Source organism: Paenibacillus sp. N3.4 (genome assembly GCF_008017805.1).
GTDB lineage: Bacteria > Bacillota > Bacilli > Paenibacillales > NBRC-103111 > Paenibacillus_E.
Genome location: NZ_VRTT01000017.1, coordinates 72,204 through 99,056, shown reverse-complemented (window position 1 = coordinate 99,056; position 26,853 = coordinate 72,204). Strand labels below are relative to the sequence as shown.

Here is a 26,853-nt window from a genome sequence, read left to right as displayed (position 1 = left end):
TACACCTCCAAAGATCTATGATATCCATAATTAAGGCGCAAGAAGTGTATCACTTCTTGTTTGCCTCATGATTGCAACGCTTGAAAGCCTCATCCAGTAACGACTGGATCGTGTGTTCCCGCAAGTATTGGTGCAGATGCTGTTCCGCGCCCTCCATCACCTTCTCAACCAAACATTCGCTCTTTCCTGAACGCTCCTGATCCCGCTCCCGCTGGGCAGTCCCCTCTTCCGCTAACAACCGATGTTGTTGCGAATTCGAAGTGGAACATTCGAACAACTTCTGTCTTCCTTCAATCACTTGAATCACATCAAGAAACGTAATCTGTTCAGCCGGCCTGGCAAGCTCGTAACCGCCGTTCACCCCTGGCACAGCACGTACGATTCCATCCTGCCTCAGTTTGGACATGATTTTGGATAAATAGCTTTCGGAAACACCTAGTGCCCCAGATAATTCCTTGATCCCGACATTGTTGCAACGCTCCGAGTGTCCCAGATGAATTAAGGCATGTAGGGCATAATCTGTACTTTTAGAGAACTGCAAGTTTCCAACCTCCCTTCTCAAGATCATCAATAATATAGACCTGTAGTATCCATAATGAATGATCCAACTCCAAATTGCAATGACATTCTTGATCCGAACTTCGCTTCCAGTGGCGACGAAACTGGAAATCTCATTAACGGTGGCTGTCTCGCTCTCCGCTTGTTGTGCATCACAAAAAAAGTAAAGATACTAGGTTTTACCTACGGTTGCAGATGACAAGATCACCGAGATCGACATGATCGCCGATCAGGCTCGCCTTCGCCAGCTCGACATAGCAGTTTTGAACGATTAATACGCTAACGAGTAGCTGCAACAACACTAAAATAGAATACAAAAACATAGAAACACGCACTGTCGCGGTCGCAGACAATGCGTTTTTTGGTGCCTTATCAGTAAGACAATGATGATTCCACTGCATATATCGTGACAATACTTGCTGAACAAATGGGTTGAGACATTGGCCGAGGAAATCTCTCAACCAAGCGTTGACGAAAAACTGTTGTTGCCGCCACTCAAAAAAGTTCTTTACTTTTAATTAAAAAAGCATATCGGTGTCAATCGCTTCAGCGATTATTTTATTCCCAACGTCACCCGGATGGAGGTGATCGCCTGAGTAAAAAACTGGAAAAAACCGCGCAGGGTGATCCGGATCTCTCGATAATGCATCGAGATCGAATACGGAATCGAACTCTCCGCTCCGAATCCACTCGTTTACATGTTGGCGCAGTTTTCCCTTGACCTCCGTGTAGTAAAATTCGAACGGCGGCAACGTCCCGCCAATGATTCGGACGTTGCGGGCATGAGCACGTGCAATGAGCTGCCGGTAGCCCGCAATAAGTTCGTCAACCATAGGTGAAAATTCCGTAGGGGCAAAGGCCATGCCTGGCATACCAATGAATGTCGTTACTGCCTATAATCACAATCACGGACTTAACATTAGGTTGGTTAAGTACGTGAGAGTCGAAACGTGCCAACACATTGGTTCCTTTTATGTTGCGGAGTAAGCGGCCTCCCGATATCCCTGCATTGAGGACAGACATGTTACGTGATACAAGACGCTCAGCCAAGAAGTTCGTCCAACGCGAATTGGCATCCACGGTAGCAGAAGCACCATCGGTAAGAGAGTCCCCTATCGCCACAATGGTGCCAGTATTCATCGGTACATCAACTAATATTCGGGTCCAGCGTGAATGTTTGCCCTGCTGCAAAGCTTGCTGCGGGAGAGGATAAGAAGACGACCATTTCTGCAATCTCTTCAGGTTTAGCAATTCACCCTGCCGGAACATTTCCAAGTACAGTTTGGCGGAATTCCGGGTCATCCAGCCAATTTTTAATCATGGGTGTTTCCGTTAGTCCGGGCGCAACCGCATTTACGCGAATAACTTGCGAAGCATATTCGATACCCGCCGCTTTGGTTAACCCTACCACCCCATGTTTGGATTAGGTAGGCTTCTAATATGATAAGACTACCAAGGTAATTCCCCCGTCCCAGGCTCTACAAAACTACCTGAATTATGAATACCGGCCCTTTTGCACCAATCAAAAACTTTTTTTGCTGCTTCATTTGGCTCCAAATTGGCATCATAGGATGCGCAATTTGTATTGATTTTCCCAGGATGAACCGAGCTCACATGAATGCCCTTGCTCCTTAGCTCTTGATCCAAACAGAGAGTTAACATATTTTGTGCGGCTTTGGCCATTCTATAGGAATAGCTAAACCCGCCTTCATTGAACTCTCCCGATGCTGTCTTTGTCAAAGAGGCTAGTCTAGACGAAACATTAATAATTCTTGGTTTAGCTGATCTTTCGAGAAAGCTGAGTGAAGCTTGTACCGTACGAATGACGCCTAAGTTATGCACATTAAATAACGCACCCGTCTCATGCGTCGTAACCGTTGTAATTTGGTAAGCAATTCCCGGTATCCCTGCATTGTTGATCAAAATATCCAGCACATCCGTATGGGCGCTTAAAGCTGATTTCAAAATGTCGGTACATGTATCCTCAGCTACATCAGCTATAATTGGATGGCAATTGGGCATTTCGTTGAGAAGATTTTCAGCCGAAGTGTTTGATCTTACCAATGGAAACACACAATAATGATGCGCGTAAAATAGTTTAGTTAGCTCATAGCCAAGACCTCTACTTGCGCCCGTAATACATACTGTTTCTTTCACACGCCTACCTCCTTTTCGAAGCAGATACAATTAGAATCGACTCCATAAGTGAAAAAAAAGAAGAGCCGCCCTTTCGGAGCAGCTTCTCATCTTACACTTACTCAAACATGACAACTGAGCGACCTACATTTACACAATTGCAATCATGGAAAGAGTCTAGCGCGTTATTGATTTCATCTAGACTAATTTTCTCCAATATAAGTTCATCAAGCAGCAGCTTACCGTCTAAATAAAGCTGCGCCAAAATCGCTATATCTCTCAGCGGGTTAATATTCCCGTAAAGACTGCCCTTGAGTGTTTTGGCTTGACGATGAAACGCTTTTGCAGGAATATTCACTTCTTTATTCGGGTTGAACCATCCGACAGCAACTGTAGTTCCCCCCCTGCGTGTCCCAAGCCAAGCGCTAACGGTGGCGTTCGTGTTACCCGTCGCATCAATCGCGAAATCGACCCCATACCCGCCTGTTAACTCTTTTAACGCTTCAACGACATCCTCTTTACCGACATTAATTGTATGAGTTGCACCGTACTTTCTGGCAATCTCCAGGTTCTGATCTTTGAGGTCACAGGCTATAATCTTCGACGCTCCGACGATTCGAGCTCCTTGAATCGCATTGACACCAACACCGCCTATACCAAAGACGGCTACGGAAGACCCCGCTGTTACCCCCGCTGCATATACGGCTGCACCATATCCGGTTGCGACACCGCATCCAAGCAAAGCTGCTTGTGCAAATGGCATTTGGTCTGGAATTTTCACACAGGACATTTCTGATACAACGGCATATTCAGCAAAAGTAGATAAGACCGAATCGTGATAGACCGTCTCGCCGTCTTTACTTAACCGTGATGTACCGTCAAGCAAGGTACCGTCGAATATAGGCCCGAACGCTGTTTCGCATAAATGGACCTGGCCGTTCTTACAAAACAAACATACGCCGCAATACGGAATCCAGCTTAAAGCGACTTTATCTCCCACTTTCACACTTTTTACATTGGCTCCAATTTCAACGACGATGCCCGATCCTTCGTGCCCGAGAATGTTCGGTAAGCGAAGTGTTGGATCGTTCAAACTGTTCAAATCACTATGACACACACCAGAGGCGCCAATTTTGACCAACACTTCATTAGCTTTAGGAGGAGCCAAATCAACATAATCAATGACAAGTGGTTTACCGAGTTCTGTGCGTATCGCTGCCTTAACTTTCATATTACACTCTCCATCATTCATTTAGTTTAAGTTGACCCAGATCGATTTTACTTTCGTATACGAATCAAGCGATTGAATGCCGCATTCTTTACCCCAACCGCTTTCTTTAAAGCCGCCGAACGGACTGGCCAAATCGTAACAACCGTATTTATTGATAAAGACTGCACCTGCATCTAGCCTCGCTGCGATCCGATGAGCGCGAGTGATGTCTTTCGTCCATAGCCCTGCGGCCAAACCGTAGATAGTATCGTTAGCCATCTCAATGACTTCCTCATCATCGTCGAAAGGGATCACAACAAGCACAGGTCCAAAAATTTCTTCTTGCGCAACTCTCATGCTATTTGTCACATCTGCTAAAATCGTAGGTCTAACGAAATAACCATTTGCGTTCGAACCAGTCACATCCCGTCCGCCTCCAGCTGCGACACGTGCGCCTTCGGCTTTTCCGATTTCGATATACTCCAATATTTTCTCCATGTGCGATTTCGTACATTGCGCTCCTTGATCACTCCTCGGATCAAACGGATCTCCAAGTACATAGCGATCCGCCAACTCAGCAAGGCGCGTAACTGTATAATCGTATAAGGACCTATGAACGAAAAGCCGAGTCGGTGAGGAGCATTTTTCACCCTTATGGGTAAATAGCCCAGTAAACGAACGTTCAATCGCATACTCCACATCGGGTGGATCATTGAAAATGATGTTTGGCGACTTGCCGCCAAGTTCGAGCGTTACCGTCTTCAAGTTCGAATCTGCCGAATCGTGAACAAGCTGTTTGCCGACGGCTGTGCTACCTGTAAAGGAGACTTTATTGACCTCTAAATGACTGGAAATATAGGAGCCGGTTTTTCCGCTTCCCAAAATTAAGTTAATAACGCCAGGTGGCAGCACTTGCTCATCGTGTAATATTTCGAATAAACGAACGACGGAAAACGGCGTTGCACTTGATGGTTTGAGTACAACGGTATTGCCCGTAGCAAGTGCCGGGGCCAGCTTCCAAGTAGACATCAGCATCGGGTAATTCCACGGCACAATCTGACCGCATACGCCAACTGGCACACGCAGCGTGTAGTTTAGAAACTCTCCTTCAACCGGCATCGTTTCACCATGAATTTTATCTGTCCAACCTGCGTAGTATTCAAAAATATCAGCCGATTCTCCCAAATCGTCGTAATAGGCTTCCTTATATAATTTCCCATTATCAAGAGCTTCAAGTGTCGCTAATTCTGCACGATGTATACGAATAACTTCAGCAATTCGGCGCATGACATTGGCACGTTCTTTGCGTCCCATAGACGGCCATGGACCTCTTTTAAAAGCGCTCTGAGCGGCTGTTACAGCTTGATCAACGTCATCTCTCGTCGCTTCTTGAATATGACCGAGCACCTGACCTGTTGCTGGGTTTATCGAATCGATTTGACGATTGCTCGAGCTATCTTTCCATTTACCGTTGATGTAGAGCTGCTTAGTCGTTTCTAGCCATTCTTTGGCCCATTCCAGTTTTGGATTTTCCACGCTTATTCTCCTCCTTGTTGAACTAGTTCTTTAATGCTGATACCTTTTTTTCCCGCTTCCTTAAGCATGTTCGAAACGGTCGAATATCCTTCTTTTACTTTAAGCTCAAGAACAAACGGGATTGTACTTTCCGCATATTGCTTACAGCGTTCTTCGTTCACCGTGATTCCGTTGACACAGTCCGAAACGAAATGGTCGACAGCTTCTGAACACATGCGCATCGATTCGTAAATGTTCCATGCGGCTAGCCCTTCCCACACGTTCAAGTTCAATTCGCCATGCTCGTATGCCGCTTGTACGGTTCGGTCGAAGCCGATCATCTGAAAACAGCAATGAATCATCGTCTCCGGGACAACAGGGTTGATTTTCCCTGGGAAGAAGGATGACCCCGGCTGCACAGCAGGCAATTGCAGCTCTGCAAACCCTGCTTCCGGACCTGAGGACAGCATGCGGAAATCATGTGCGATTTTGCTTAGCGTCGATGCCAGTAACGCGAGCCGAGAAGAAACTTCCGCCAGATCATCAAAATTTTGAGCGGCATCGAACAAATTATCGCGCAAGCGCAAATCGAAGGAACCGGTAACTTCACGCAGCTTATCGACGACAACCTTCCGGTATGCTTCAGGTGCACTAATTCCAGTTCCGACAACGGTTGCACCCAAGTTAATCATGTTTAGCCTGTCAGCCGCACGATCGATTTCTTTCCTTCGCCGTTCAATGACAGCTGAATAACCGCTGAACTGGTTACCCATTGTGATTGTTGTCGCATCTTGAAAGCAGGTGCGGGCGATCGTCCGGATCGGCATAAACTCGACAGCCTTTTGATCCAAAGAACAAACCAGTTTGTTTAAAGCTCCGTCCAACTTCTTCCATAGCTCTATAATCGTCATGCGCATGGCCGTATGACATACATCGGTTGAAGATTGTGAGGCGCTGACATGGTCAACCGGATGAACGAGGTCGTAGACGCCACGCTTCCCGCCGAGCTGCTCGTTGCTGACATTTGCAATCACTTCGTTCATATTCATGTTAATTCCTGTACCGCCGCCACCGCACAAAATATCAACGGGAAACTGATCCTCATACTCTCCTGAAATGATTTGGTTGCACGCCGCTTCAATGGCTTCATATATTCGCTCGTCAACTACTCCGGCTTCATAATTTGCTTCTGCAGCTGCCTTTTTCACAAGTGCGAGTGAACGAATATAGGTCGGATAGGCACCTAATAGCCGCCCCGAAAAAGATAAATTACGAACTGTTCTTACAGTATAAATACCATATAAGGCTTCTGCCGGAACTGACACTTTCCCTAAAAAATCCTCTTCCGTCCGCATCTTCTCCATAGTTGTCTACCACATGTGAACTTGATTGATTTCATATTTGGCTAACATTTCTGTATCCAATTCGAACCCTAATCCCGGCTTATCAGGCGCAGAGATGTAACCATCCTTATCGACCCTCATCTTGTCAGCTTGAATGAAATCCCGGCGCTCCGGTGTCCAAGTCGGTGGATCATAAGGTACCTCGAAATAAGGACATGTACTGATCGCGCAAGTAAGTTGCAGGTTGGCAAGCATGCCCACACCGTTGCTCCAGCTGTGAGGCGTAAACCAGTGCCCGTTGGCCTGCGCCATCTCGGCTACTTTCTTAATTTGTGTGAATCCGCCTGTTAAAGCTACATCCGGTTGGTAGACATCCAATGAGCCATGCCGTATCATTTCCCTAAAATCGTACCAATTCCGGTTCATTTCGCCTCCGGCAATGCGAATGCCAACCATTTGACGAAGCTGTGCCATACCTATAAAATCATGACATGGTAACGGCTCCTCCAACCAAAGGACACCGAGGTTTTCGAGTTCCTTAGCTACTTGATAGGCTTGCTTTAAATCCCACGTTCTTTCGACATCCCAAGGCATCTTCCAGCCTTGATTGGCGTCAACCATAATTTCCAGTTTGTTGCCAACAGCCTTGCGAACGGCTTCCACGATCTTAATATCATCTCTAGGGTTCGCATTATGAAAGCGAATTTTAATCGCTTTAAATCCTTCTTCCACCAGGCCGATTGCTCGTTCAGCACGGACTTCAGGCGCAAGCATTTCACCCGTAGACGCATAAGCGAGCATCTTATCTTGACGGCCCCCTAACAGCTTATAGATGGGCTGGCCGGTCGCTTTGCCCATAAGGTCCCATAAAGCGAGGTCAAGCGGCCAGTTTCGGCCGTAATGCAAATCGATATTATCAATGATTTGTGAATGCCGTTCGATTTGGAATGGATCTTGACCGATAAACAAATTTTCATGCCCGGCGAAACCGACCATTAAATCCCCGGATGCGACACCCGTAATACCTTCATCCGTATGAACGGAAACAACCGTGGAGCCGAACTGAGTACGCGGTTTAGGATCCCATGATGCTCTAAATGGAGGATCAAGCGGAATACGATAATGTTTAATGTCAATCGATGTTATTTTCATTTTTTATTTCCTCCTAATTGTCCGGCAAAAAAACCGCCACGATATTGTTTGATGTCATGCGTGACCACAAAGGCATGCGGATCGACGTTCTCAATCTCCTGAAGCAGCTGACTCTGGTTTCGCCTTTGCATCGTAATCGACAGCAAAACACGTTCACCGTCCATTCCCTCTCCCATCCACTGCGTAATGCCATACCCTTTCTCACGCAGAATGGAAGATAACGAAATCTCACGGCTGCTCGGAATTACTTGCACATTAATGTAGCCGAGCGCTAGTTTCTCTTCCAGCTTCATGCCAACGAGAATGCCTATTCCATAGCTCACACAATAAACGACTAAACTAATGGGCTTGCTCAAATTATCAAGTACGATTTTCAAACCGATCGTATAAACCATAATATCGACCATACTTAATAGAGCCGCAAAGTAGCGGTAGCCCCTTATTGTTAAAATCATTCTGGTTGTCAAACTGGAGACATAAATGACTTGTATGAAAAATATGGCAACTAACGTCCACAAGGCAACTCAGCTCCTTATTAGCACGGCAATTCGAAAGCTATTTATTCGGAATCAATCCGTTTTCGGTCAAAAATTCCTTGGCAACATCGGCAGCTGTTCTTTTTTCTACATCAGCTTTCGCATTCAGCTTAGACATCGTCTGATCATTAATTTTGCCGGCTAACTTGTTGATCACTTGAACGGCATCCGGATATTTTTTTGCAAAATCCAAGGTGACAATCGGTGCGGCGTAGTAAGGCGGGAAGTAATTTTTATCATCTTTTAACGCTGCCAATTTCAAAGCTGGTATCCGTCCGTCTGTGGAATAAGCGACAAGAACGTCGATCTTTTTCTCAGCAAGTGCCGGAAATGCTAGAGGAATTTCCATCTGCTTAATATCTTTAAATTTATATCCATATTTCTCCGATAAGCCCTTGAGTCCATCCTGCCGATCATAGAATGTATTGTCGATGCCGAGCACCAAATTAGGTGCATGTTTGACAAGGTCAGAGAAGGTCGAAATGTTTAATTCTTTCATTTTTTCTTCTCTTAAGAGAATAGTGAACGTGTTCGTAAATCCAAGGGGTTCAAGCCAAGTGAAGCCGAATTCCTTCTCATATCCCTCTTTGACTTTCTTATATACGGTTTCTTTCGTATCTTCGGGCGCAAGTTTACCTTTCAAAACATTCAAAAAACCGGTTCCTGTATAATCGACGAATACATCGACCTTCCCATCTTTCATGGCCTGATTAATAAAAGAGGATGCGGCAAAACCTGATTCATTGATAGAGACATCATAATCGGTATTTTTCTGCATCAATTGACCGACTAGTTGAGCTAGCAAGTATTGTTCTGAAAACCCTTTTCCGCCTACAACCATCTTGATTTTCTTTTTGTCTAGAGCCGCCTTGTCCGGAGCCGAAGATGGTTGAGCATTACCTGCTGCCGGCACCGCTTTGCTTCCGCATGCAGAGAGTAATAAGACGACCAAGGACATTGCTACGGCTAACCATTTCATTTTTTTCATTTGTCGTATCCTCCTCATATTTTTATACTCTAGCGATTCTTTCCACTTTCTTTTTCAAACGCTTTGATTTTTGGGGGTTAGATTGTTTGTTAGGCGTTACCTTGATCTCCAAACGCTTCAATAAAAATTCTGTTATAACAGCCAGCAACGCCGCAGGCAAACCACCTGCAATAATCAGCTCTGTTCGCATAAGTGCCACGCCTCTAAAAACGATTTCGCCGAGGCCTCCCGCGCCAATAAATGCAGCAATTGTCGTTACCCCGATCGTCAAAACTGCGGCTGTGCGTACGCCAGCCATTAATACAGGTAAAGCGAGCGGCAATTCAATATTCCAGAGAATTTGCCAATTCGTCATCCCCATCCCACGCCCAGCATCGACAACGGACTGATTCACCTCAAGAATACCGGTATAAACATTGCGTACGATTGGTAATAGTGAATAAAGAACTAATGCTATGAGGGTCGGCTTAACGCCAATACCGACGAACGGAAGCATGAAGCCAAATAGAGCAATACTTGGAATTGTTTGAAAAACTCCGGTAATTCCAATAGCAACCCCCGCGATATTCTTCCTTCTCGTTAAAAAAATGCCAAGCGGAATGGAAATGAGAAGTGAAATCACCAATGCGGTTAACGAAATGTAAATGTGCTGCCATAATGCAGTAAGAATGATGCTTTTGTTCGTAATAAATGTGTTTACGAATAAGTCCAAAGCATTTGTCGATTTGTCCATCAGAAACCAAACCTCCTTTCTTAACTAATCCTCATCTCTACGCCTGATAGACCGCCGAGAATACTTTCCTTCGTTACGTAACCAACGACTTCTCCACGCATAGCAACAGGAAGTGCGTTAACTTTATACTCAAGCATCCGTGCTGCTGCCTTCTCCCAGCATTCATCAGACTCAATCATAGGAGCATTCCTGACAGTAAGCGATTCCACTCGATCGTCTGCCTTATTCAATGGATGTTGAAGCGCTTCCAATCGAATCATGAACTGAGCGACCGTTGCTTTTGAGTCAACACGAGGTACATTCAATCGCTTTTCCCCGATAAACTCGCTAACGAAGCGATTGACTGGTCGGCTTAATATATGTTTTGGCGTGTCCAGCTGTACAATACTCCCTTTGTTCATAATTGCGATTCGATCGGATATTTTTAAGGCCTCATCCATATCATGTGTGACAAACAGAATTGTTTTATTAATTTCCTTCTGCAGTTTGCCAAGTTCATCTTGCAGCTGCTCCCGACTGATCGGATCGAGTGCGCTAAACGGCTCATCCATTAGCACAATAGGCGGTTCTGCTGCCAATGCTCGAATGACGCCAATACGTTGCTGTTGTCCTCCGCTTAACTCAGACGGATAACGATTTCGGAATACTTTCGGATCTAGTCCGACCATATCAAGCAAATCATCGATTCGTTGTGAATAGTCCTTCTCTTTCCACCCTTTCAGCTTGGGTACGAGTCCAATATTTTTGCCGATCGTCATATGCGGCAGCAGACCGACTTGCTGAATGACATAACCAATATTGCGTCTCAGTTCCACTGCGTCTAATTTTGAAATATCTTCATCCTGGACAAAAATTTTCCCGGATGATGGCTCGATCAGCCGGTTGACCATACGCAGCGTTGTTGTCTTGCCGCATCCGCTCGGTCCGATTAAGGAAACGATCTCGCCATTCTGAACTTCAAAGCTAATATCGACCAACGTCTGCACTTCTGCATAAGCTTTGCTAACGCTTTCAAACCGTATCATTGTATCCCCCCCTAGAAGTTATATATTATTCCTCATTATTTATATAGCAAAAACCGTGCCAATTATTTTGCATACAAAAATACGGCTCTTTTCAGGAGCCGTACTTCAATCTGTGTAAAAACTCTACAATTCAGTTGTAGCGTTTTCACACACTGTATGATTTTTCTACTTTTTCTTAATTAAACCTGAATCGATTAAGTATTGTCTAGCGAGTTCGGTTACATCCTCATGCAGAACGTCTGCCTTGTAAAGAAAAGACATAAACTTGTCATGATCTATTTTTTTCGAGAGACCTGTTAATAACGTCTCCACCTGCGGTTGCTGATTTAACATTCGAGCCGTAACAACTGGTGCCGGATTATACGGAGGAAAGAAATGGCGATCATCCTCTAGCTCGACCAAGCCATAAGCTTTGATCCGGCCATCCGAGGCGAAGCCAACTGCAGCTTGGACGCGTGATTCTTTTACAGCCTGCGCGAATAGCTTCGTATCGGAAACGATAATATTCTCACGTGGAATATCCAAATTATATACCTTTTGAAATTGTTCCATGCCGTCATCACGAATAAGAAATTCACTATTGGTAGCCATATTGAGCGGCTTTTGTTCCTTCGCATATTTGCTTAAGTCGCTAATTGTCTTGATGCCATACTGCTCCTTCAGATCTTTCTTGATCAGCAGCGTCCAGGTATTGTTAATTTCGGTGGACATGGGCAGCCAATGCAGGCCGATCTTCTTATCTTCCTCCGCGACCGTGCGAAATGCCTCACTGGCATCGATAATGACAGATTTATGATGATAAAAAGGTATCGCCGTATTGGGATAATCCCAATATTGATCAATGACTCCGGCTTCAATGGCAGAACGAATGCTCGTACTCCCTTTAAAAATAATTTCCTTTACGGCAAACCCGTTTTCTCTAAGTAAAATACCGGTCATTTTCGTGAGCAGGTATTGCTCTGTGAAGGATTTGGAACCAATGGTAATGACAGGCTTCATGCTTGAGGACAAATCTTCAGCGATACTAGCTTTATCTTTCTTCCACATGTCGCAGCAGACAGAGATAGAACAATCAACAGCGTTATGATAGTTGCTGACTTCTTTTTCATCGTGTACTCTCCCTCTCCGTTATGGGGAATTTACACCTCATCGTAGTCCCCTCATCCACACGACTTTGAATTTGAAGCTCCCCGCCGTGCTCCATAACGATATCTCTAGCAATCGTGAGCCCCAATCCAGAGCCCTCCTGTTTCGTCGTGAAAAAGGGGTTATATAGCCATTCCATCGTTTGGTCGGAAATACCCGCTCCGGTATCTTTCACTTCGACAACGAAGTACCTTTTACCATCCTCCGCGCTCACCAATGTCCTTATGCTTAATGTTCCTCCATTAGGCATCGCTTCAATACTATTGATGATCAAATTTAAAAATACTTGCATTAATTTATTATAGTTCCCAATCATTGTAGTCTGCTGAGGCGGGTAATCCTTAATTGTGAAGATTTTGGCATCGCGCAGCTTAATTCTCAATAAATGCAGCGCCTCATCCAGCAACTTGTCCATCCGGATTAATTCGTCTATTTCATTATTCATCTTGGAAAAAGACAGAAATTGAGTGACAATACCATTCATACGTCTTACCACACGGTAAATGTCGTTCACCAATTCATCTATACTTTCTCCCCTAGGTTCAGAATCGACTTCTTCTTTTAGCAGCTCAGATGCGCCGGAAAGAATAGCCAGCGGATTTTTGATTTCATGCGCTATACCTGTGCTGATTTGTCCGATTAAGGCAAGCTTCTCGCTTTGCTTAGCATGTTCTTCGAGGAGTTTCAATTGGGTAATATCCTGTAATACAGCGATACTGCCAATATTCCCACCTTGAATATTATATAGTTTTGAAGTCGCTATCTTTACAACATGCTTTTGTCCATTGGCGTTCATAATGTAGGTTTCCGCATCCTCTCCAATGCGGTCGGAATTTAAAGTGTTCAATAAAACAAAGTCGGCATCCTTGTTTTTTATCGGAATTTCAGATAAAAGTTTTCCTATGATGTCATTTCTGGGATATCCTGTAATTTTTTCGAACTGCCTATTGATATGCGTAATTATGCCTTCATTATCTACTGTCAATATGGCATAAGGAATGCCTTCAATCATATCGCGCAAATATCGTTCATTATCCTCGACCATTTTCTGCTTCTCACGTAAGCTTAACGCCGTTGCCATCATCGTTTGCCATAGAACCCCAATTTCATCCTTGGATTGGCTCGATACTTTGGGTGTAATTGTGAGCGGGTCGTTACGTTCGATACTTCTGGCAAATTGGGTCAACTTCACGATGGGTTGTAATATTTTTTGTACACCGAGTCCAATAAATAGAAATGTTAACAATAGAATACAAATAAAAGTGCCTGTGATTGCCCTTGTCAGATCAGTCAATGGTTTAAAGGCATATCGATCCGGCACACCGAGGACAAGCCCCCATCCATCCCACATCGTTTTGTAAGCCATAATACTCGGCTCGTTAAGATAGTTGCCTTTCATCGAGCCTGAGGTATAACGTGACAACTCCATTGTAGCCGGGTGAGTAGACGTATTTATACCAATTTCAGAGACAACGGTAGATGCAATAACCTCACCATTACTGTCTACCAGAAAACTAAATCCATTGTTGGGTACACTATTGACACTTAATACTTCCGAAAGATGATCACGACTTAGCTCTGCAACCATAACGCCTATAAACTGTTCATTAATGCCTATAACCGGGATCGAAATACTTACGACCCGCTCTCCGCGAGGGTTCTGGTGTACATCGGAAACCGCATAATTTCTGCTCCAACGAACAATATCGAAGTTAGGGAAATTATAGGTCGTCATGACTGTATGCAAGGCAAAGGGCGCCTCAAAAAGCATTTGCTTTTGAGCATCAACCATTGTGATTGACTGAATCATCGAGCTGCTGGCAATGGTTTGCTTGGCTCGTTCATACATTCTTTGGGTATTGAGCTTGTTTCTTTCATCCACCTCTGCGATCAATTGCACTTGCAGAACCGCATCTGAGATTTCAGTATTAAACCGTTTCACCAAAGCATCCGCGCTTAGCATATTTTTCCTAACAATATCCTCTTCAACTACCCTATGGGTATAGTCAAGAATAATCGTGTAGATAAGGAGAACAGGAACAATAATAATGACAGAATAGATCATCAGATATTTCATCTTAATACTGCTGGAGATGGATGTGATCGGATGGTTATAAAACTTCGATGCCATAATGTCTGCCCATCCTTATTTTATTTTTTTCATTTTGTAGATAAGCGTGTGCCTTGAAATACCTAACAGATCTGCTGCTCGGGTTTGATTGCCGCCAACTTCCTCAAGTGCCCGGGTGATTAAGTCTTCTTCTACTTCTTCCAACACCTTTTGCAAACTCAGCTGCCCGGTACTTTTTTTACTCGTTCCTTTAGATTCTTGTTCTTGTTCTTGTTCTTGTTCTTGTTGCTGAGATCTAAATATTTCATCGGATAGGTCCTGAATATGAATGACACCCTTTGAATGTATGATATGCAATCTTTCCAGCATGTTCAGCAACTCCCGGATATTACCGGGCCAATCGTGAGAGGTGAGCTTTGCAACCGTTTCATCGGATAATATGACTTGCTTGTTGTATTTATCATTTAGTTTATGAATGTAGTTGGCGATCATTTGAGGAATATCTTCTTTCCGCTCTCTTAGAGGGGGAATTTCAATCTCCACCAAGTTCAAACGGTAATACAAATCTTGACGGAATTTCCCTTCTTTCACCAGACTCTTAATGTCTTTATTCGTTGCAGTAATAATTCTTACATCTACACTCCGGTAAGAATTGCTCCCAAGCTTCATGAACGACTTTTCCTCAATGATATGAAGCAGCTTAGCTTGCATAGCAAGCGGCATCTCTCCAATTTCATCGAGAAAAATGGTTCCGCTGTCGGCTGCTTCGAATTTCCCTGCTCTTGTCTCCGTTGCTCCCGTAAAAGCACCCTTCTGATAGCCGAATAGTTCACTTTCTAATAGGGAATCTGGAATCGCTGCGCAATTGATGGATACAAATGGATTGTCTCTGCGATTGCTGTGCTTATGAACCCACTTAGAGAGAGCGGTTTTTCCTACACCGCTTTCCCCTAAAATTAATATGGAAGCATCAGTCTCTTTAACTTTATGGAAAAGCTCGCGGATTTCTTTCATTTTTGTGCTTTGAAACACCAACTCCTCATGATCGCTCGTTGATGCTAGCTCTTTCTTCAACATCTGATTTTCAAGCTGAAGCCGCTTGCTTTCACAAGCCTTTACAACCACATCTTTAATTAATTCAAGCTCACTCGGCTTATTCAAATAATCAAATGCACCCAGTCTCATGGCTTTGACTGCGTTTTCCACATTTCCGTATGCAGTTAGCATAATCACTTCGATATGTGGGAAATCAATCTTGATCTTTTGCAGCAACTCAAGTCCAGTAAGGTCAGGAAGCATATAGTCCAGAATAATAACATCAATATCCTTCTCTGTAATCGTATGCAATGCGGCTTCTCCTGTTAAGGCATGAAATGTTCGAAAGCCTGACTTTTTCAACTTATGGGAAATAATACGACACAGATTTTCTTCGTCATCTACGGTTAATATTCCAAATGAATATGACATTTTTATTACCCCCAAACTGCTTATATTAGCTCATCCTCGCAACCGCGAGGATAAAATATTCATTTCTTCCCTATACTTCATTACCGTTCTGCGGGAAATTGGAAGGTTCTCCTTGTTCATAATTTCGGTAAGCTGCTGGTCAGATAAAGGTTTGCTTTTATTCTCACCATCAATTAGTTCTTGAATCCGACATTTAATCCGTTCAGCAGAAGCTGCTTCTCCACCCGTTGTCGAAGGACCTTTTGCAAAGAAGAATTTTAATTCATATATACCTTGCGGCGTCTGTACGACTTTATTCTGAATGGCTCGACTTACGGTGGATTCGTGGAGCTGCAGCCTCTCTGCTATGGTTTTCAAATTCAATGGCTTCAAAAAGAACGACCCTTTATCCATAAACATCATCTGCTCTTCCGTAATCGCTTCCAATACTCTAAAAAGGGTATGCTGCCTATCCTCTAAGCTCTGGATTAACCCCATTGCTGTTTGAACATGCTTCTTCATATATTCTTCAGCTTCCTTGGAACCGCTTTCAAGTATAAGCTGCTGGACTTGTTTATTTAAAGAAACTTTTGGTATTCCAGCCTGATTTAACGAAACTATATAACGATTCAAAAACTTTTGAATGACAGCGTCCGGTTTTATATCCGAGTTCTGCTGGTGCTTGTAGGCAAGTCCTGGCTTGGGATTCAGAGTGCGAATATAAGCGAGAGATTGCTTTATCCTATCTAATGGAATATTCAATTCACGATCCAAATACTTCCATTTCCCGGCACCTAATTCATATAAGTAGCAGCTGACTAACTTTTCGGCATAGGGATCTGCGTTTTCATCCCGCCGAATTTGAATTTCCAAGCATTCTTGAAGTGTTCGTGCGGCAATTCCTGCAGGTTCCAGTGCTTGGACTTTGGCCAAGGCTTCTGTTACTTCTTCCTCCGAAACATGCAGGCATTGCGCTGCTTCCTTAGGAGTAATTGTTAAATAACCATTTTCACTTAAGTTTCCAGCTAAAAATTTCGCAATTTTGTATTGACGATCAGAATGATTAGCCAGTCGAAGCTGGCTTACCAGCATCATTTCCAGAGTATCCTCTAGGTTCGCTGTAAGCTCCAACAAAGAAACAACAGTGTTTGATGATACCCTATTTAACTTGTTCTTCGTTCTACGGCTGCTTATGTTATCGGTCCATATTACATCTAGCAAAGGGTTTTCAGACGATTGCTCCTGCAAATAACTAACTAAATCGACTGAAGATAACTGCAAAACATGAATCGATTGTAAGATTTTCGGGCTTATTGCAAGGCTTTGGCTTTGCTGCAGCAATATAGTAGGACTTAAGTTCAACATTCTCACCTGCCCTTCGATTGTATAAATATTATACAGTAGCAGCTGGCAAATAAGAAGAACAAGATTCTTGTTTTTAATAATTTTAATAAATTGTAGATAAAATCAACAGTATAGAAATTGTTATAAGCCATTACGCTTTAACCGTGTTTCAAGTGTTTTTGCTGCGTCTACTTTAAATTTTATATTGCCTTTTTAGTGAAAATATAAGAAAAACCGTCAGGGAAAAACATCCTGACGGTCCTTTTGTGTGTAAACCCATACTTTTGTCCATGGGGAGGAATGGATGTGGGGTTCCCCGCCGGTGCCGGTATATTTCTTGACCGACAACTTAAATCCATCTACATTATTGCTGTTAAAAGGAAACCTTTTATCTAAATAAAGAACATAAAGCGTCCCCTCGTATACGGTCATCGACGTACCGAGTTCATTGGCATCATTGCTTTGATAGGGGCCCACGGGATAATTAATGGCCATGCCCCGCCAAGCATTCGTGTCTTCTGCTCCTGCCTTCACCGGCGCTTTTCCTAAGCGTCCGATGACGAAAATCCCCGCATGAACATATGCCTCTGCCCGAAAAGATCGGACAACCTGCCGCCCAACAAGAACAAACCGTCGAAGAAAATGAAAAACCTTCCTCCGCATTGCTAGCAGAAGGAAGGTCTTCTCCGATAATAATTATTGGGATTGATCGTTATCAATCAAATTGGCTTTTATCAGCATTCTCTGAACGATAGCTGCCGTCTCTGCTCTGCTAATAAAACTTAACGGCATCAATCGTCCTGCCTCGTCGCCTCTTACCAGCTGCTGAGTCACTAACGATGCGGCAGCTTGCTCCGCCCATACGCTCACGGATTGACGATCTTCAAAAGCGGATAAAGCCTGCGCCGTATCCCCGCTCGCTTTCTTTAATCCGACATTCTTCATGGCTCTAGCCATCATGACCATCGTTTCTTCCCGGGTAATAGGATTCAGCGGCCGGAATGTCCCATCCTCATAGCCTTGAATGATCCCGTATTCATAAGCTTTAACCAGGGCCCCAGAATACCAGTCGTCCGCTTTTACATCATTGAACATCGCAGTTTGCCCGCGATCGGACAAACCAAGTGCACGAACAATTACCGCTGCCAGTTCTGCACGCGTAATAGGAGCGTCAGGCCGGTAACTCTTCTCATCCACGCCATTCAGCACAAGGCGTGATGCCATATCGTTCACGGCGTTCTTCGCCCAGTGAAGCTCAACGTCCGCGAACGTCATCGGATGCCAGATCAGTGAATACGTGCTGTTCGTCAAGCTGTTCACAACGGCATACGCTTTGCCGTCGCGTTTCGTTACATAGGTCGGTACATGCCGTACCGTGCCGTCCTGCTCCAAGACGATGGCAGTCGTAATTTTGTTTGGATCCGCACCTTCCGGAAGCGGAATTTCGCGCTGCACATAGATTTGGAATTTGTCTAAGTGAACGGTCTCTCCGTTATAAGCAGCAGTTACCGTAAAATCGACCGGCGGAACAACTACGGTGAATCGTCCTTCGTTCGAAACGTCCTCGAGTAGCTGCACTTTGGCAAAATCGCTCTTCTTAATCTCAATCTTTACCACAATATCCGTAAGCTTTACTTCCTTGCCAAACTTGCTGGACAAACTTTCGATTGCCACTTCGGCAGCCGGAAGCCTGTAAGAGCCACTCGGCGTTTGGAGCTCTACAATGGCTTGCTTGTTTTCCAGCGCCTTTACAGACTCGCCTGTCAGTGCCGTTATCACTTTGTCGAATGGTTCCATCACAGGTACGATGATGACCGGCTTATCTCCCTCATGGGCAAGGCGGTTATTCAGCTTGGCGTTGTCCACATTGACTTCAAGCACCGTTTTTCCATTTTCTTTTACAGGTGTGCCTACTGCAATTTGTTCATCCGTCTTACCGTTGACATAAACACGGAATCGAGATTGACTTTCCGGTTCGGGGATGACGGTTTCTGTCGGTCGTTCGGTGGTCGGTTCTGACTCTCTTGTCACAATGACCGTGTATGACCGGTTCGTAACGCCATCCTGGGCCGTCACCAAAACCGTGATCACATTCCGGCCTGCTTGAAGCGCGATAGGACGGCTGGCTTTTCCGCTTGCGGTAGCTAATCCGTTAATTTTTAATGTTGCATAGGTGTCATATACCAACGCTGTCACTGTCATACTGCTTACTCCGCTGCCGACTCTCGTCTCATAGTTCGTCATGTCCGAGCTGAAGCCCGGAGTCAACGTGCCGTGACTTAGCAGCAAATTGTCCAGCTCCGCGTTAGGGGATATTTCCGGTTCTCGGACAACCGTTATCGTATACAGCCGCGTCGTGTCATCTTGCGCGGTTACCAGCACAGTGATCGTATTATCGCCAACGATCAGTCCAATCGGTCCGGTCGCTTGACCGCTTGTCGCAGTCTTGCCGTTTATCGTCAATGTTGCATGTGAATCGTAAACGGACGCAGTAACGCTGACTTGATCGACAAAATGGCTTACAACCGTCGTATAATCCGTCACTTCTTTTGCAAATCCGGGAGTAAGCTCCCCGCTAGACAAGCTTAAAGCGACCAGGTAAGCATCACCGCTAAAAGCCTCCCATTTCGCAACTACTGTCACATTGCCTGTGATCGCAGTATTGAAATCGAACGCGGTGTCGTTTTCCGTGTACCAGCCTTTAAACGTATAGCCCGTCTTCATCGGGTCTGCCGGCTTCGTCGCCTTGCCGCCATGGTTCACGCTCTGGCTAAACGCCGTAGAGCCGTTGTTCGGATCGAAAGTGACCGTGTATTCGCTGGCCGTCCACTTCGCGTACAGCGTGGTCGCTGCCGTCACTTTGTCCGTGGCGAAGTTCCACGCGTTGGTTAATACTGCTTCCTTGTACCAGCCTCCGAAGAGGTAGCCCGTTTTGGTCGGGGCACTCGGCTCTGTGGCCGTCGTGTCATAGCTGGCGGTAATGTCCGACACCGCGCTGCCTCCGTTGGCATTAAAGCTCACCGTGTATTCGCTGGCGGTCCACTTCGCGTACAGCGTGGTCGCTGCCGTCACTTTGTCCGTGGCGAAGTTCCACGCGTTGGTTAACCCTGCTTCCTTGTACCAGCCTCCGAACGTATAGCCTGTCTTTGTCGGATCGGCCGGCTTCGTCGCATTGCCGCCATGGCTAACAGTTTGGGTAATCGCCGCAGAACCGTTGTTCGAGTCGAAAGTGACTGTGTAGCTGTTCGACACAGGACCAACGGGTATGCTTTCAACACGCCCCCCTACTAAATTACCGGTTGCCGCAACGGGCGAAACCTCAAAGCTGATATATTTGTCCAAATCATCCGTAGTCAACGTATACGTTTTACCAGTCGCATCCGCAATCGCGGATTTACCGTTGCCTGCTGCATCGTTGGAACGGAACCATTTATACACGCTGTTCCCTTCCGCATCACCTTCGGCGTCACTGTAAGTATACCCGCCGGTCAACGTTTGGCCGACTTTCGTCGTTCCCGAAATCGTGACGCCGGCTGCTATCGGCTTTTGATTGACTGTTACTTTCCCATTGGTATGATGTTTCACAAATTCTATATAATTTCCGTCATCGTCCATCAAATCTTCGTTAAGAAAGCTGTACTGATCATGGCCAGCATTGATGGTCACAGGCTTATCGCCCGGTGTTGCATTGTTCTTAATCGCGAATTTTATAGTGAATAGCTTCCCGCCTGTTTGAATCGGACCGTTCTCCATATCCGCCCAAGTCGCATTAATATACCCTTGATTGCTGTATAGTTTGTATAGAAATGACTCGCCAGCTTCCCCCTCAACGTCCACCACATCCAGGAAGTCCTTGTCATATTGGATTTGGATCCAATATGCGCTTATACCGGCTGAAGCTTGCTTGATCGAAACGGGTACCGAAACCGTTTCCCCTTTTTCTCCAATAACGCTTCCGACTTCGACCGTTACCTCAGGCGTTGTATCGAGTGCCGCAGCTGCTGCTATGTCTGCCCGAAATACGGAAAGCAGGAGACTAAGAACAAGTATTACCGATATCCTCGCCATATACTGAGATTGCATTATCTTCATAATCATCAAAAGGACCGCACCTTTACATCGAATTTTCTTGCAAAAGCTTCACATCTTCCGCATTCAACAGCCCGTCATTATTCATATCTGCCGCGCGCTTTTGTTCGTCCGACAGCTCGATCTTGTTTTTGATAAAATTGTTAAGCATAATAACATCCTGATTCGTTATTTTTCCGTCGCCATTAATGTCGCCTTTCACGCGCCAGGACAGCTCTACTGTGGCGGCTGCTGTTGAATATAGATTGTGATCGCTCCCTTGAAAGGTAAAGCTTGTCTTGCCGGTCCATTGCGCAGGCGGATAGAAGACCAGATCGGCCAAGTAGACAGCGTCGATTTCGTCGCCTGCCAACACCGCTGCGGAACCAAGCTTCAGAACGCCTTTATCCGGCAGCGAGACGATACGAATTCTGGCCATTCCCGAGCCGTTCGCCCCTAGAAAATGATCCCTGAAATCCTTAGCGGCGAACATCATTTTGCCGCTCCCGTCGCCGCTTCCGATCGCGAATTTGGTGAAATCCGAAACCGCCGGCGGTGCCGACTGTACTTCCGTCGTAAAGCTCCATGCTGTTGTTTCCTGTATGCCGGCATATACGTTATGCTCCGCATCTTCAAACGCGCCGCGGTCGATCAAGACATAATACCCCGTGCCGTAATCGAGCGCAGGCAGCGTAATCGTAACCGAAATGCCGGATACGTCGACTTTGGAAGTATCATTGCCAGCGCGGCAAACACTTCGCTATCGTCCGTAGCTTTTTTCACGACGATGGACTTACCGGTTGCCGTTACATTCCCTTTAAACCGGAGCGTCAGCTTCGAATTGACGGCGGCATCGGCAGTATCGTCGGACGGCGTCGAAGCTTCGGCCGCAAAACGGTAATACGCCCGGTAAACGATATTGCCTGTCACCTTAACAGCCATCACCTGATTGCCGGTCAGCTTAGTCACGCCTCCGTCGCTGCTCCAGCCCTCAAACGTATAGTCGCTTCCCGCCGTTATGGATGGAACGGATACGGGATAGCTGCCGGAGACAACGTTCTCCGTTCCAGCGCCGCCAAGCGAGCCGTTGGCGCCAGAATCGTACTTGACCGTATAGGTCGAAAGCGGCTCCCACACCGCGTACAGAGTAACGTTCTGGTTCCCCATTGCAAACGTATCTCCCTGAACGTATACCGTTCCGGTTCCATCCTGATTCTCGCTCCAGCCTTTAAATAGGTAGCCGATACGCTTAAGGCCTCCTGTATTGGCCAATACGGCAACCGGCTTTCCTTGCTGATAAGCTCCGTTGTCTGTTGGCACCGAACCTTCGGTGCTGCCGTTATCGTCGTAAATCACCTTATAGGTCGTACTGTCTTTAACAGTGACGGTAAGCATCTGGGTGTCGCCATCGTTGAATTTGAACTGCAGAGACGTCGTGCCGACCGGCTGTAAGGCGAGGTAACTTTTTTTGATCGTCACGACGCTGCCGGATACGGTATAGTCCGTTCCGGAATTCAACGACACTCCTCCATTGGAGATGCCCGCAAACGTGTTTCCGTTTAATGTCATCGTAATATTCAAGTCGGATTGGGCCGACGGTTTCTTGTCAAAGCTCGCTGTGGTCGGACTGATGGTCGGCGTCGTATTGCTAATTTGGATCGTAAGCGTCCGGGGCAGCGCGCCGACACTAAAGACGAAGACCAACTTCGTTGTTCCTACCGGTTGATTTGCCAAATAGCTTTTATTCACAACCACCGTGCTGCCGGATACGGTATAATCGATGCCCTGCACCAAAGCGATGCCGCCGTTATCGATCCGGGTCAGCGTATTGCCGTTTAACTGCATTGCGATCGTGAGGTCGCTCTGAGCCGAAGGCTTCTTGTCGAAGTTCGCCATTGCCGGGCTGATCGTACTGTTCGCGGGCACCGGATTGCTCTGGTAAATCGTTCCGCCTTGTCCGACAGCCACATAGGTGTTGTTTCCGTAGATCACCCCGTAGAATCCAAGTATGCCGCTATTTACGGGGATACGTCTGCTCCAGGTTACACCGTCTAAAGATGTGAGCACTTTTGCGTTGTCCATGCTGGAGGTATCAATACCGGAGACCACATACATACCGTTATCAAAAATAACATCCAAAAGTGTACCCGTTGAAATCCCGCTTTTTTGCTTTGTCCATGTTTTCCCGTCAGAGGATGTCATAATCGTAGGACCGTCCCCTACAACCACATAGCCGCTGTCGCCATAGGTCACGCCGTTAAAATATCTGTATTGTGGGAGAAGGCCCGTCGCTCGCGTACTCCATGTAACTCCATCGCTGGACGTCAGAATCGTGCCGTCTCTTCCAACCGCAACGAATTGGTTATTTCCGTATGTTATTCCTATCAAATCCACCGTTACGCCAGAAGAAGAGCTTGTCCAAGCACTCAAATTGCTTGAGGTGATAATCGTCCCTTTGTCTCCGACAGCCGCATAGATGCCCTTTCCGTTAGCCACATCCGAAAGAGCTTCCGTCTTTCCGGACGAGCGGCTCGTCCAACTGCTGCCATCGCCTGATGTCAGTATCGTTCCGCTTTCTCCAACCACCACGAAATTGTTATTGAGGAACCGGATGCGTTTGAGCCACTTGCTAGTTCCGGAGTTGACGAATGACCAATTCTTTCCATCAACAGACTTAACTAGGAGGCCGCAATAGCCAACGCCCACGAAATTACCTGCACCATAGCTTACTCCGTACAAATCGCTCGTAGGGCCTGTATTGCGCCTGATCCAGCTAACCCCGTCGGATGAGGAGAAAATGGCGCCGTACCATCCAACAGCTACATACACTCCCTTACCGTACGACACGCCGTATAGACGATCGCGCATGCCGTTACTCAGGCTCTGGCGCGCCGTCCAAGTGATACCGTCGGGGGAGGTAACGATGGTTTGATTACCTACCGCAACAAATTGATTTCCTGCATAAACGACGCTGCGCAATGCTTCCGTTGTACCCGACATTCGAACCGTCCAGTTGGTCCCATTGCTGGAAGTTTTGATGTTCCCTCTGTCTCCTACCGCCGCAATTATACTGCCGTTGGAAGCTGCGCCATACATGATTATTGAGTCTCCAAAGTAGTCTTGCGTCCAATTCGTCAGGTTGGAAGAGTACGAAAATGAATTATAGCCGACATTGACATAGTTGCCATTGGCATATGCGAACGCGTTGCCGTGCATAAAAGTCGTTACGGTTCCAGCGGATTTTGTCCAAGTTTTGCCGTCATCGGATGTAAGAATGTAAGTTACCCAATACACCTGAGCGATGTATTTCCCGTTCAGGTAGGACACCGCGCTAATCGTTGTCTGTGTGAGCGAATTGCTGTTGGTAAGTGTCCAGGTGATACCGTCGGTCGACGTTTTGATCACGCCGCTATTCCCTCCGGCTACAAAGAACCCATTTCCAAACGTAATCGTTTGGAAATACTGACCGCCATCATCCGTCACCGACCAAGTGATACCGTCAACAGATCTTCTGATTTTCCCGTCCCCAACAGCAACGAACACATTGTTCCCGAAGCTTATCGATTTGGCATCAATTCCGGTGGGCAGCGGACTCCTCACATTCCATTGATCCAAGGGATCGGCGGCGGCGCGCGCGGGAATTGTTTCCGCAAACAGCAGCAAGATGAGCAAACCGCAAGCAATCAGCTTCGCCATCCCGCCCGAAACGCGAAATATTTGCCGAATTGTCATCCACACCGTATGAAAGTCCGGGTTTCCGGCAGTAATTTTACTCTTTTTCAACATGTAACCTCCTGTCTATTCAAGTTCTGCGACAATAAATGCGCGATTCTGATACTATTCTACAAAACTGTTCTCTCAAAATACTCACAAACTATTGCTTGTCGAAGTTGATGGTATTGAAAAGGCAATAACAAGCATGAAAAAGCCGGCTAGATTTTGTTCAATCTAACCGGCTTTAACGTCATTATTTTATTGTGAGATGAAGGTGAACAAATTTGTTATTCGATATTAGTGGAAATAATATTATTTAAAAAGGAGCTGTTAATAATGACATTGCGTTTGCCCCCCCTACTTGATGATGAACGGAAATGCAAAGGAAGCCATTCAATTTTATGAAAAATTATTAAGAGCTCAAGTTCTCTTCATCCAATCTTTCGGAGAAATGCCTGAAGACCCTAACTTCACTTGGAAGATGAGCCTCCCATGACTGAAATGGATTCTTAGTGTTTATGCGTACCATTTCCAGTATAATATCCTACAGTTTATTCATGGCATCCACATCGGTAAGAGCAGGAAACAGCTTTTTGAGCCCAGGACTTTGAAGGAACAGAAATGGGATCATGCAGAGACACATCTTTGCGCGTTTTCTTCAATGAACGGAGATGCATAAGTATCTCATTCTCGATACAACGAGCAGCGAAAGTTGCAAGCTTCGTCCCTTTGTTCGGCGAGAATGATTCGATGGCTTTAATCAATCCGATCGTTCCGATCGAGATCAAATCCTCCAGATCTTCTCCGGTGTTGTCGAATTTTTTGACGATATGAACACGAAGCAACGTAATTTTCCTCTACAACACTACAAGATAAAGAAGAAGTATGTTACGGAAAGAAACTTGCATAGACAATGAATGCTAAGTAGCCTCAGTCCAGTGGAACACTTGACTCAGGCTACTTAGTGGGTTTTATTCTATATATTGTCTTTTAAAAAAAGGATTATCCTTGTATGATTAAGATGCAATGCTATTCAAATCTCAAGTGGGACTAGTTTCGTTTGTCTCATATAACACCCAAGCTCTAGGTCTACAAACACAAGATAACCTTTATACTAAATCTATTGTCGGTAGTTCATTAAGAGCCGTTGTCGACTGTATAGCTTGCCCATTGGCACGGACCAATGTGTAGTACTCATAGTTACCGATTACTGTGAAGTCTGCCTGCATGACGCCAGGGTAGGCCCGATTTAACGAGTACACCTGACTCTTATGTGCTTGTAAAGCCTGCCCCTTGTGGATTCGGTAATCGCTAATATCTACTTTACCTGTGATGAGGCATCTATTTTGGGGCCCCGAGTCCTGGCAATGGTCGTAATAGTGAGGAATAGACGTATAAAAAAACTTTGGAAGTTGAGATGAAGGATACTCATCTTCCGCGGAAATGACAGCCTTTTCTGTAGCCCGTGAAATCGCAATATGATCAGGGTGTCCAGTTACCCCATCCGGAGGGAACGTCAGGATCACATCAGGCTTTAGGTCTAAAATCGTCATTTTGATTCTATTCGCTAACAAATCAATGTCCTGTTCAATTAAAGTCCCATCAGCAAAACGATATAAAATTAAATTAGAAATTCTCAGAATTGAACTAGCTTCCCGTAATTCTTCTTCACGATGCATGATCAGTTGCTCTCGGGAGTTGAATTGAAACTCTCCAGATCTTCCCTTACATCCCGAAGTAGCACAAACCAGAGAGACCTCATGTCCAAGGTGGTGAAGCTTAGCTATGGTTCCACCCGCGGCAAATGATTCATCGTCAGGATGGGCAAATACGAATAATATTTTCTTCTTCAGTCACCCTCAACACCT

The 26,853-nt window shown here is 45.6% G+C and carries 22 protein-coding genes and 2 pseudogenes; 1 reads left to right on the top strand and 23 read right to left on the bottom strand.

The annotated features are described in order from the left end of the window. Positions 1–49: 49 nt before the first annotated feature. The 21 genes from FU659_RS11260 to FU659_RS11165 all read right to left on the bottom strand — a co-directional run bounded on the left by FU659_RS11260 (position 50) and on the right by FU659_RS11165 (position 25,057). The gene (locus FU659_RS11260; RefSeq protein WP_147947661.1) at positions 50–541 is read right to left on the bottom strand and encodes an RrF2 family transcriptional regulator; all 492 of its coding nucleotides are present in this window, start codon (positions 539–541) and stop codon (positions 50–52) included. A gap of 535 nt (positions 542–1,076) precedes the next feature. Continuing rightward, a complete protein-coding gene (locus FU659_RS36330) occupies positions 1,077–1,391 on the bottom strand; it encodes an SGNH/GDSL hydrolase family protein (RefSeq protein ID WP_222708530.1) in 315 nt (104 codons plus the stop codon). After that, positions 1,384–1,809, bottom strand: a complete 426-nt coding sequence (locus FU659_RS36325) for an SGNH/GDSL hydrolase family protein (protein ID WP_261807759.1) — start codon at positions 1,807–1,809, stop codon at positions 1,384–1,386. Before FU659_RS36325 ends, FU659_RS36330 begins: the two co-directional genes overlap by 8 nt. 1 nt (position 1,810) lies before the next feature. After that, positions 1,811–1,969: an SDR family oxidoreductase gene (locus tag FU659_RS37050; RefSeq protein WP_261807758.1), complete on the bottom strand. Its 159-nt coding sequence runs from the start codon at positions 1,967–1,969 to the stop codon at positions 1,811–1,813. A 38-nt stretch (positions 1,970–2,007) separates the two neighbouring features. Further along, positions 2,008–2,715, bottom strand: coding sequence for an SDR family NAD(P)-dependent oxidoreductase (locus FU659_RS11245; protein ID WP_147947660.1), 708 nt, complete (start codon positions 2,713–2,715; stop codon positions 2,008–2,010). Between the two features lie 97 nt (positions 2,716–2,812). Next, a complete protein-coding gene (locus FU659_RS11240; protein ID WP_147947659.1) occupies positions 2,813–3,925 on the bottom strand; it encodes a Zn-dependent alcohol dehydrogenase in 1,113 nt (370 codons plus the stop codon). Between the two features lie 21 nt (positions 3,926–3,946). Continuing rightward, positions 3,947–5,440, bottom strand: coding sequence for an aldehyde dehydrogenase family protein (locus FU659_RS11235; protein WP_261807757.1), 1,494 nt, complete (start codon positions 5,438–5,440; stop codon positions 3,947–3,949). A 2-nt stretch (positions 5,441–5,442) separates the two neighbouring features. Next, positions 5,443–6,783, bottom strand: coding sequence for a lyase family protein (locus tag FU659_RS11230; RefSeq protein ID WP_147947657.1), 1,341 nt, complete (start codon positions 6,781–6,783; stop codon positions 5,443–5,445). Positions 6,784–6,789: 6 nt separating this feature from the next. After that, positions 6,790–7,914 carry a mandelate racemase/muconate lactonizing enzyme family protein gene (locus tag FU659_RS11225; protein ID WP_147947656.1) on the bottom strand — a complete coding sequence of 375 codons (1,125 nt, stop codon included), beginning with the start codon at positions 7,912–7,914 and terminating at the stop codon, positions 6,790–6,792. Beyond that, the gene (locus FU659_RS11220) at positions 7,911–8,432 is read right to left on the bottom strand and encodes a DUF2179 domain-containing protein (RefSeq protein WP_147947655.1); all 522 of its coding nucleotides are present in this window, start codon (positions 8,430–8,432) and stop codon (positions 7,911–7,913) included. The genes FU659_RS11225 and FU659_RS11220 overlap by 4 nt, the downstream gene beginning before the upstream one ends. 37 nt (positions 8,433–8,469) lie before the next feature. Then, positions 8,470–9,438: an ABC transporter substrate-binding protein gene (locus FU659_RS11215; RefSeq protein WP_187274076.1), complete on the bottom strand. Its 969-nt coding sequence runs from the start codon at positions 9,436–9,438 to the stop codon at positions 8,470–8,472. Between the two features lie 22 nt (positions 9,439–9,460). Continuing rightward, positions 9,461–10,171, bottom strand: coding sequence for an ABC transporter permease (locus FU659_RS11210; RefSeq protein WP_147947653.1), 711 nt, complete (start codon positions 10,169–10,171; stop codon positions 9,461–9,463). A gap of 20 nt (positions 10,172–10,191) precedes the next feature. Then, on the bottom strand, positions 10,192–11,196 hold the full coding sequence (locus FU659_RS11205; protein WP_147947652.1) for an ABC transporter ATP-binding protein: 1,005 nt from the start codon (positions 11,194–11,196) through the stop codon (positions 10,192–10,194). Between the two features lie 165 nt (positions 11,197–11,361). After that, entirely contained in the window at positions 11,362–12,243 is an 882-nt protein-coding gene (locus FU659_RS11200) for an ABC transporter substrate-binding protein (protein WP_147947651.1), read from the bottom strand. Between the two features lie 58 nt (positions 12,244–12,301). Next, the gene (locus tag FU659_RS11195; RefSeq protein ID WP_147947650.1) at positions 12,302–14,473 is read right to left on the bottom strand and encodes a sensor histidine kinase; all 2,172 of its coding nucleotides are present in this window, start codon (positions 14,471–14,473) and stop codon (positions 12,302–12,304) included. A 15-nt stretch (positions 14,474–14,488) separates the two neighbouring features. Then, entirely contained in the window at positions 14,489–15,880 is a 1,392-nt protein-coding gene (locus FU659_RS11190; RefSeq protein ID WP_147947649.1) for a sigma-54-dependent transcriptional regulator, read from the bottom strand. 30 nt (positions 15,881–15,910) lie between these two features. Beyond that, entirely contained in the window at positions 15,911–17,200 is a 1,290-nt protein-coding gene (rpoN, locus tag FU659_RS11185; RefSeq protein ID WP_222708528.1) for an RNA polymerase factor sigma-54, read from the bottom strand. A gap of 240 nt (positions 17,201–17,440) precedes the next feature. After that, entirely contained in the window at positions 17,441–17,866 is a 426-nt protein-coding gene (locus FU659_RS11180; RefSeq protein WP_187274075.1) for a hypothetical protein, read from the bottom strand. A gap of 33 nt (positions 17,867–17,899) precedes the next feature. After that, complete coding sequence (locus FU659_RS11175) at positions 17,900–21,301, bottom strand: InlB B-repeat-containing protein (RefSeq protein WP_147947646.1); 3,402 nt, start codon at positions 21,299–21,301, stop codon at positions 17,900–17,902. A 16-nt stretch (positions 21,302–21,317) separates the two neighbouring features. Beyond that, positions 21,318–21,926, bottom strand: coding sequence for a dockerin type I repeat-containing protein (locus FU659_RS11170; RefSeq protein ID WP_187274073.1), 609 nt, complete (start codon positions 21,924–21,926; stop codon positions 21,318–21,320). Then, a complete protein-coding gene (locus tag FU659_RS11165; RefSeq protein WP_147947644.1) occupies positions 21,923–25,057 on the bottom strand; it encodes a X2-like carbohydrate binding domain-containing protein in 3,135 nt (1,044 codons plus the stop codon). The genes FU659_RS11170 and FU659_RS11165 overlap by 4 nt, the downstream gene beginning before the upstream one ends. 292 nt (positions 25,058–25,349) lie before the next feature. On the opposite strand from FU659_RS11165, the pseudogene FU659_RS37045 reads away from it, so the two are divergent. Continuing rightward, positions 25,350–25,457, top strand: a pseudogene (locus FU659_RS37045) (VOC family protein); the annotation flags it as partial. A 148-nt stretch (positions 25,458–25,605) separates the two neighbouring features. Here the strand turns inward: FU659_RS37045 and FU659_RS11155 are convergent. Beyond that, positions 25,606–25,827, bottom strand: a pseudogene (locus FU659_RS11155) (sigma-70 family RNA polymerase sigma factor); the annotation flags it as partial. Between the two features lie 267 nt (positions 25,828–26,094). After that, entirely contained in the window at positions 26,095–26,826 is a 732-nt protein-coding gene (locus FU659_RS11150) for a PIG-L deacetylase family protein (RefSeq protein ID WP_315971304.1), read from the bottom strand. Positions 26,827–26,853 lie beyond the last annotated feature (27 nt).

Bases quoted from the DNA above. Each gene is read 5' to 3' on its own strand.
- FU659_RS11165 (WP_147947644.1), bottom strand. From the start codon at position 25,057: ATGTTGAAAAAGAGTAAAATTACTGCCGGAAACCCGGACTTTCATACG.
- FU659_RS11205 (WP_147947652.1), bottom strand. From the start codon at position 11,196: ATGATACGGTTTGAAAGCGTTAGCAAAGCTTATGCAGAAGTGCAGACG.
- FU659_RS11175 (WP_147947646.1), bottom strand. From the start codon at position 21,301: ATGATTATGAAGATAATGCAATCTCAGTATATGGCGAGGATATCGGTA.
- FU659_RS11195 (WP_147947650.1), bottom strand. From the start codon at position 14,473: ATGGCATCGAAGTTTTATAACCATCCGATCACATCCATCTCCAGCAGT.
- FU659_RS11210 (WP_147947653.1), bottom strand. From the start codon at position 10,171: ATGGACAAATCGACAAATGCTTTGGACTTATTCGTAAACACATTTATT.
- FU659_RS11225 (WP_147947656.1), bottom strand. From the start codon at position 7,914: ATGAAAATAACATCGATTGACATTAAACATTATCGTATTCCGCTTGAT.
- FU659_RS11240 (WP_147947659.1), bottom strand. From the start codon at position 3,925: ATGAAAGTTAAGGCAGCGATACGCACAGAACTCGGTAAACCACTTGTC.
- FU659_RS11200 (WP_147947651.1), bottom strand. From the start codon at position 12,243: ATGTGGAAGAAAGATAAAGCTAGTATCGCTGAAGATTTGTCCTCAAGC.
- FU659_RS11190 (WP_147947649.1), bottom strand. From the start codon at position 15,880: ATGTCATATTCATTTGGAATATTAACCGTAGATGACGAAGAAAATCTG.
- FU659_RS11180 (WP_187274075.1), bottom strand. From the start codon at position 17,866: ATGCGGAGGAAGGTTTTTCATTTTCTTCGACGGTTTGTTCTTGTTGGG.
- FU659_RS11215 (WP_187274076.1), bottom strand. From the start codon at position 9,438: ATGAAAAAAATGAAATGGTTAGCCGTAGCAATGTCCTTGGTCGTCTTA.
- FU659_RS11230 (WP_147947657.1), bottom strand. From the start codon at position 6,783: ATGGAGAAGATGCGGACGGAAGAGGATTTTTTAGGGAAAGTGTCAGTT.
- FU659_RS36330 (WP_222708530.1), bottom strand. From the start codon at position 1,391: ATGGTTGACGAACTTATTGCGGGCTACCGGCAGCTCATTGCACGTGCT.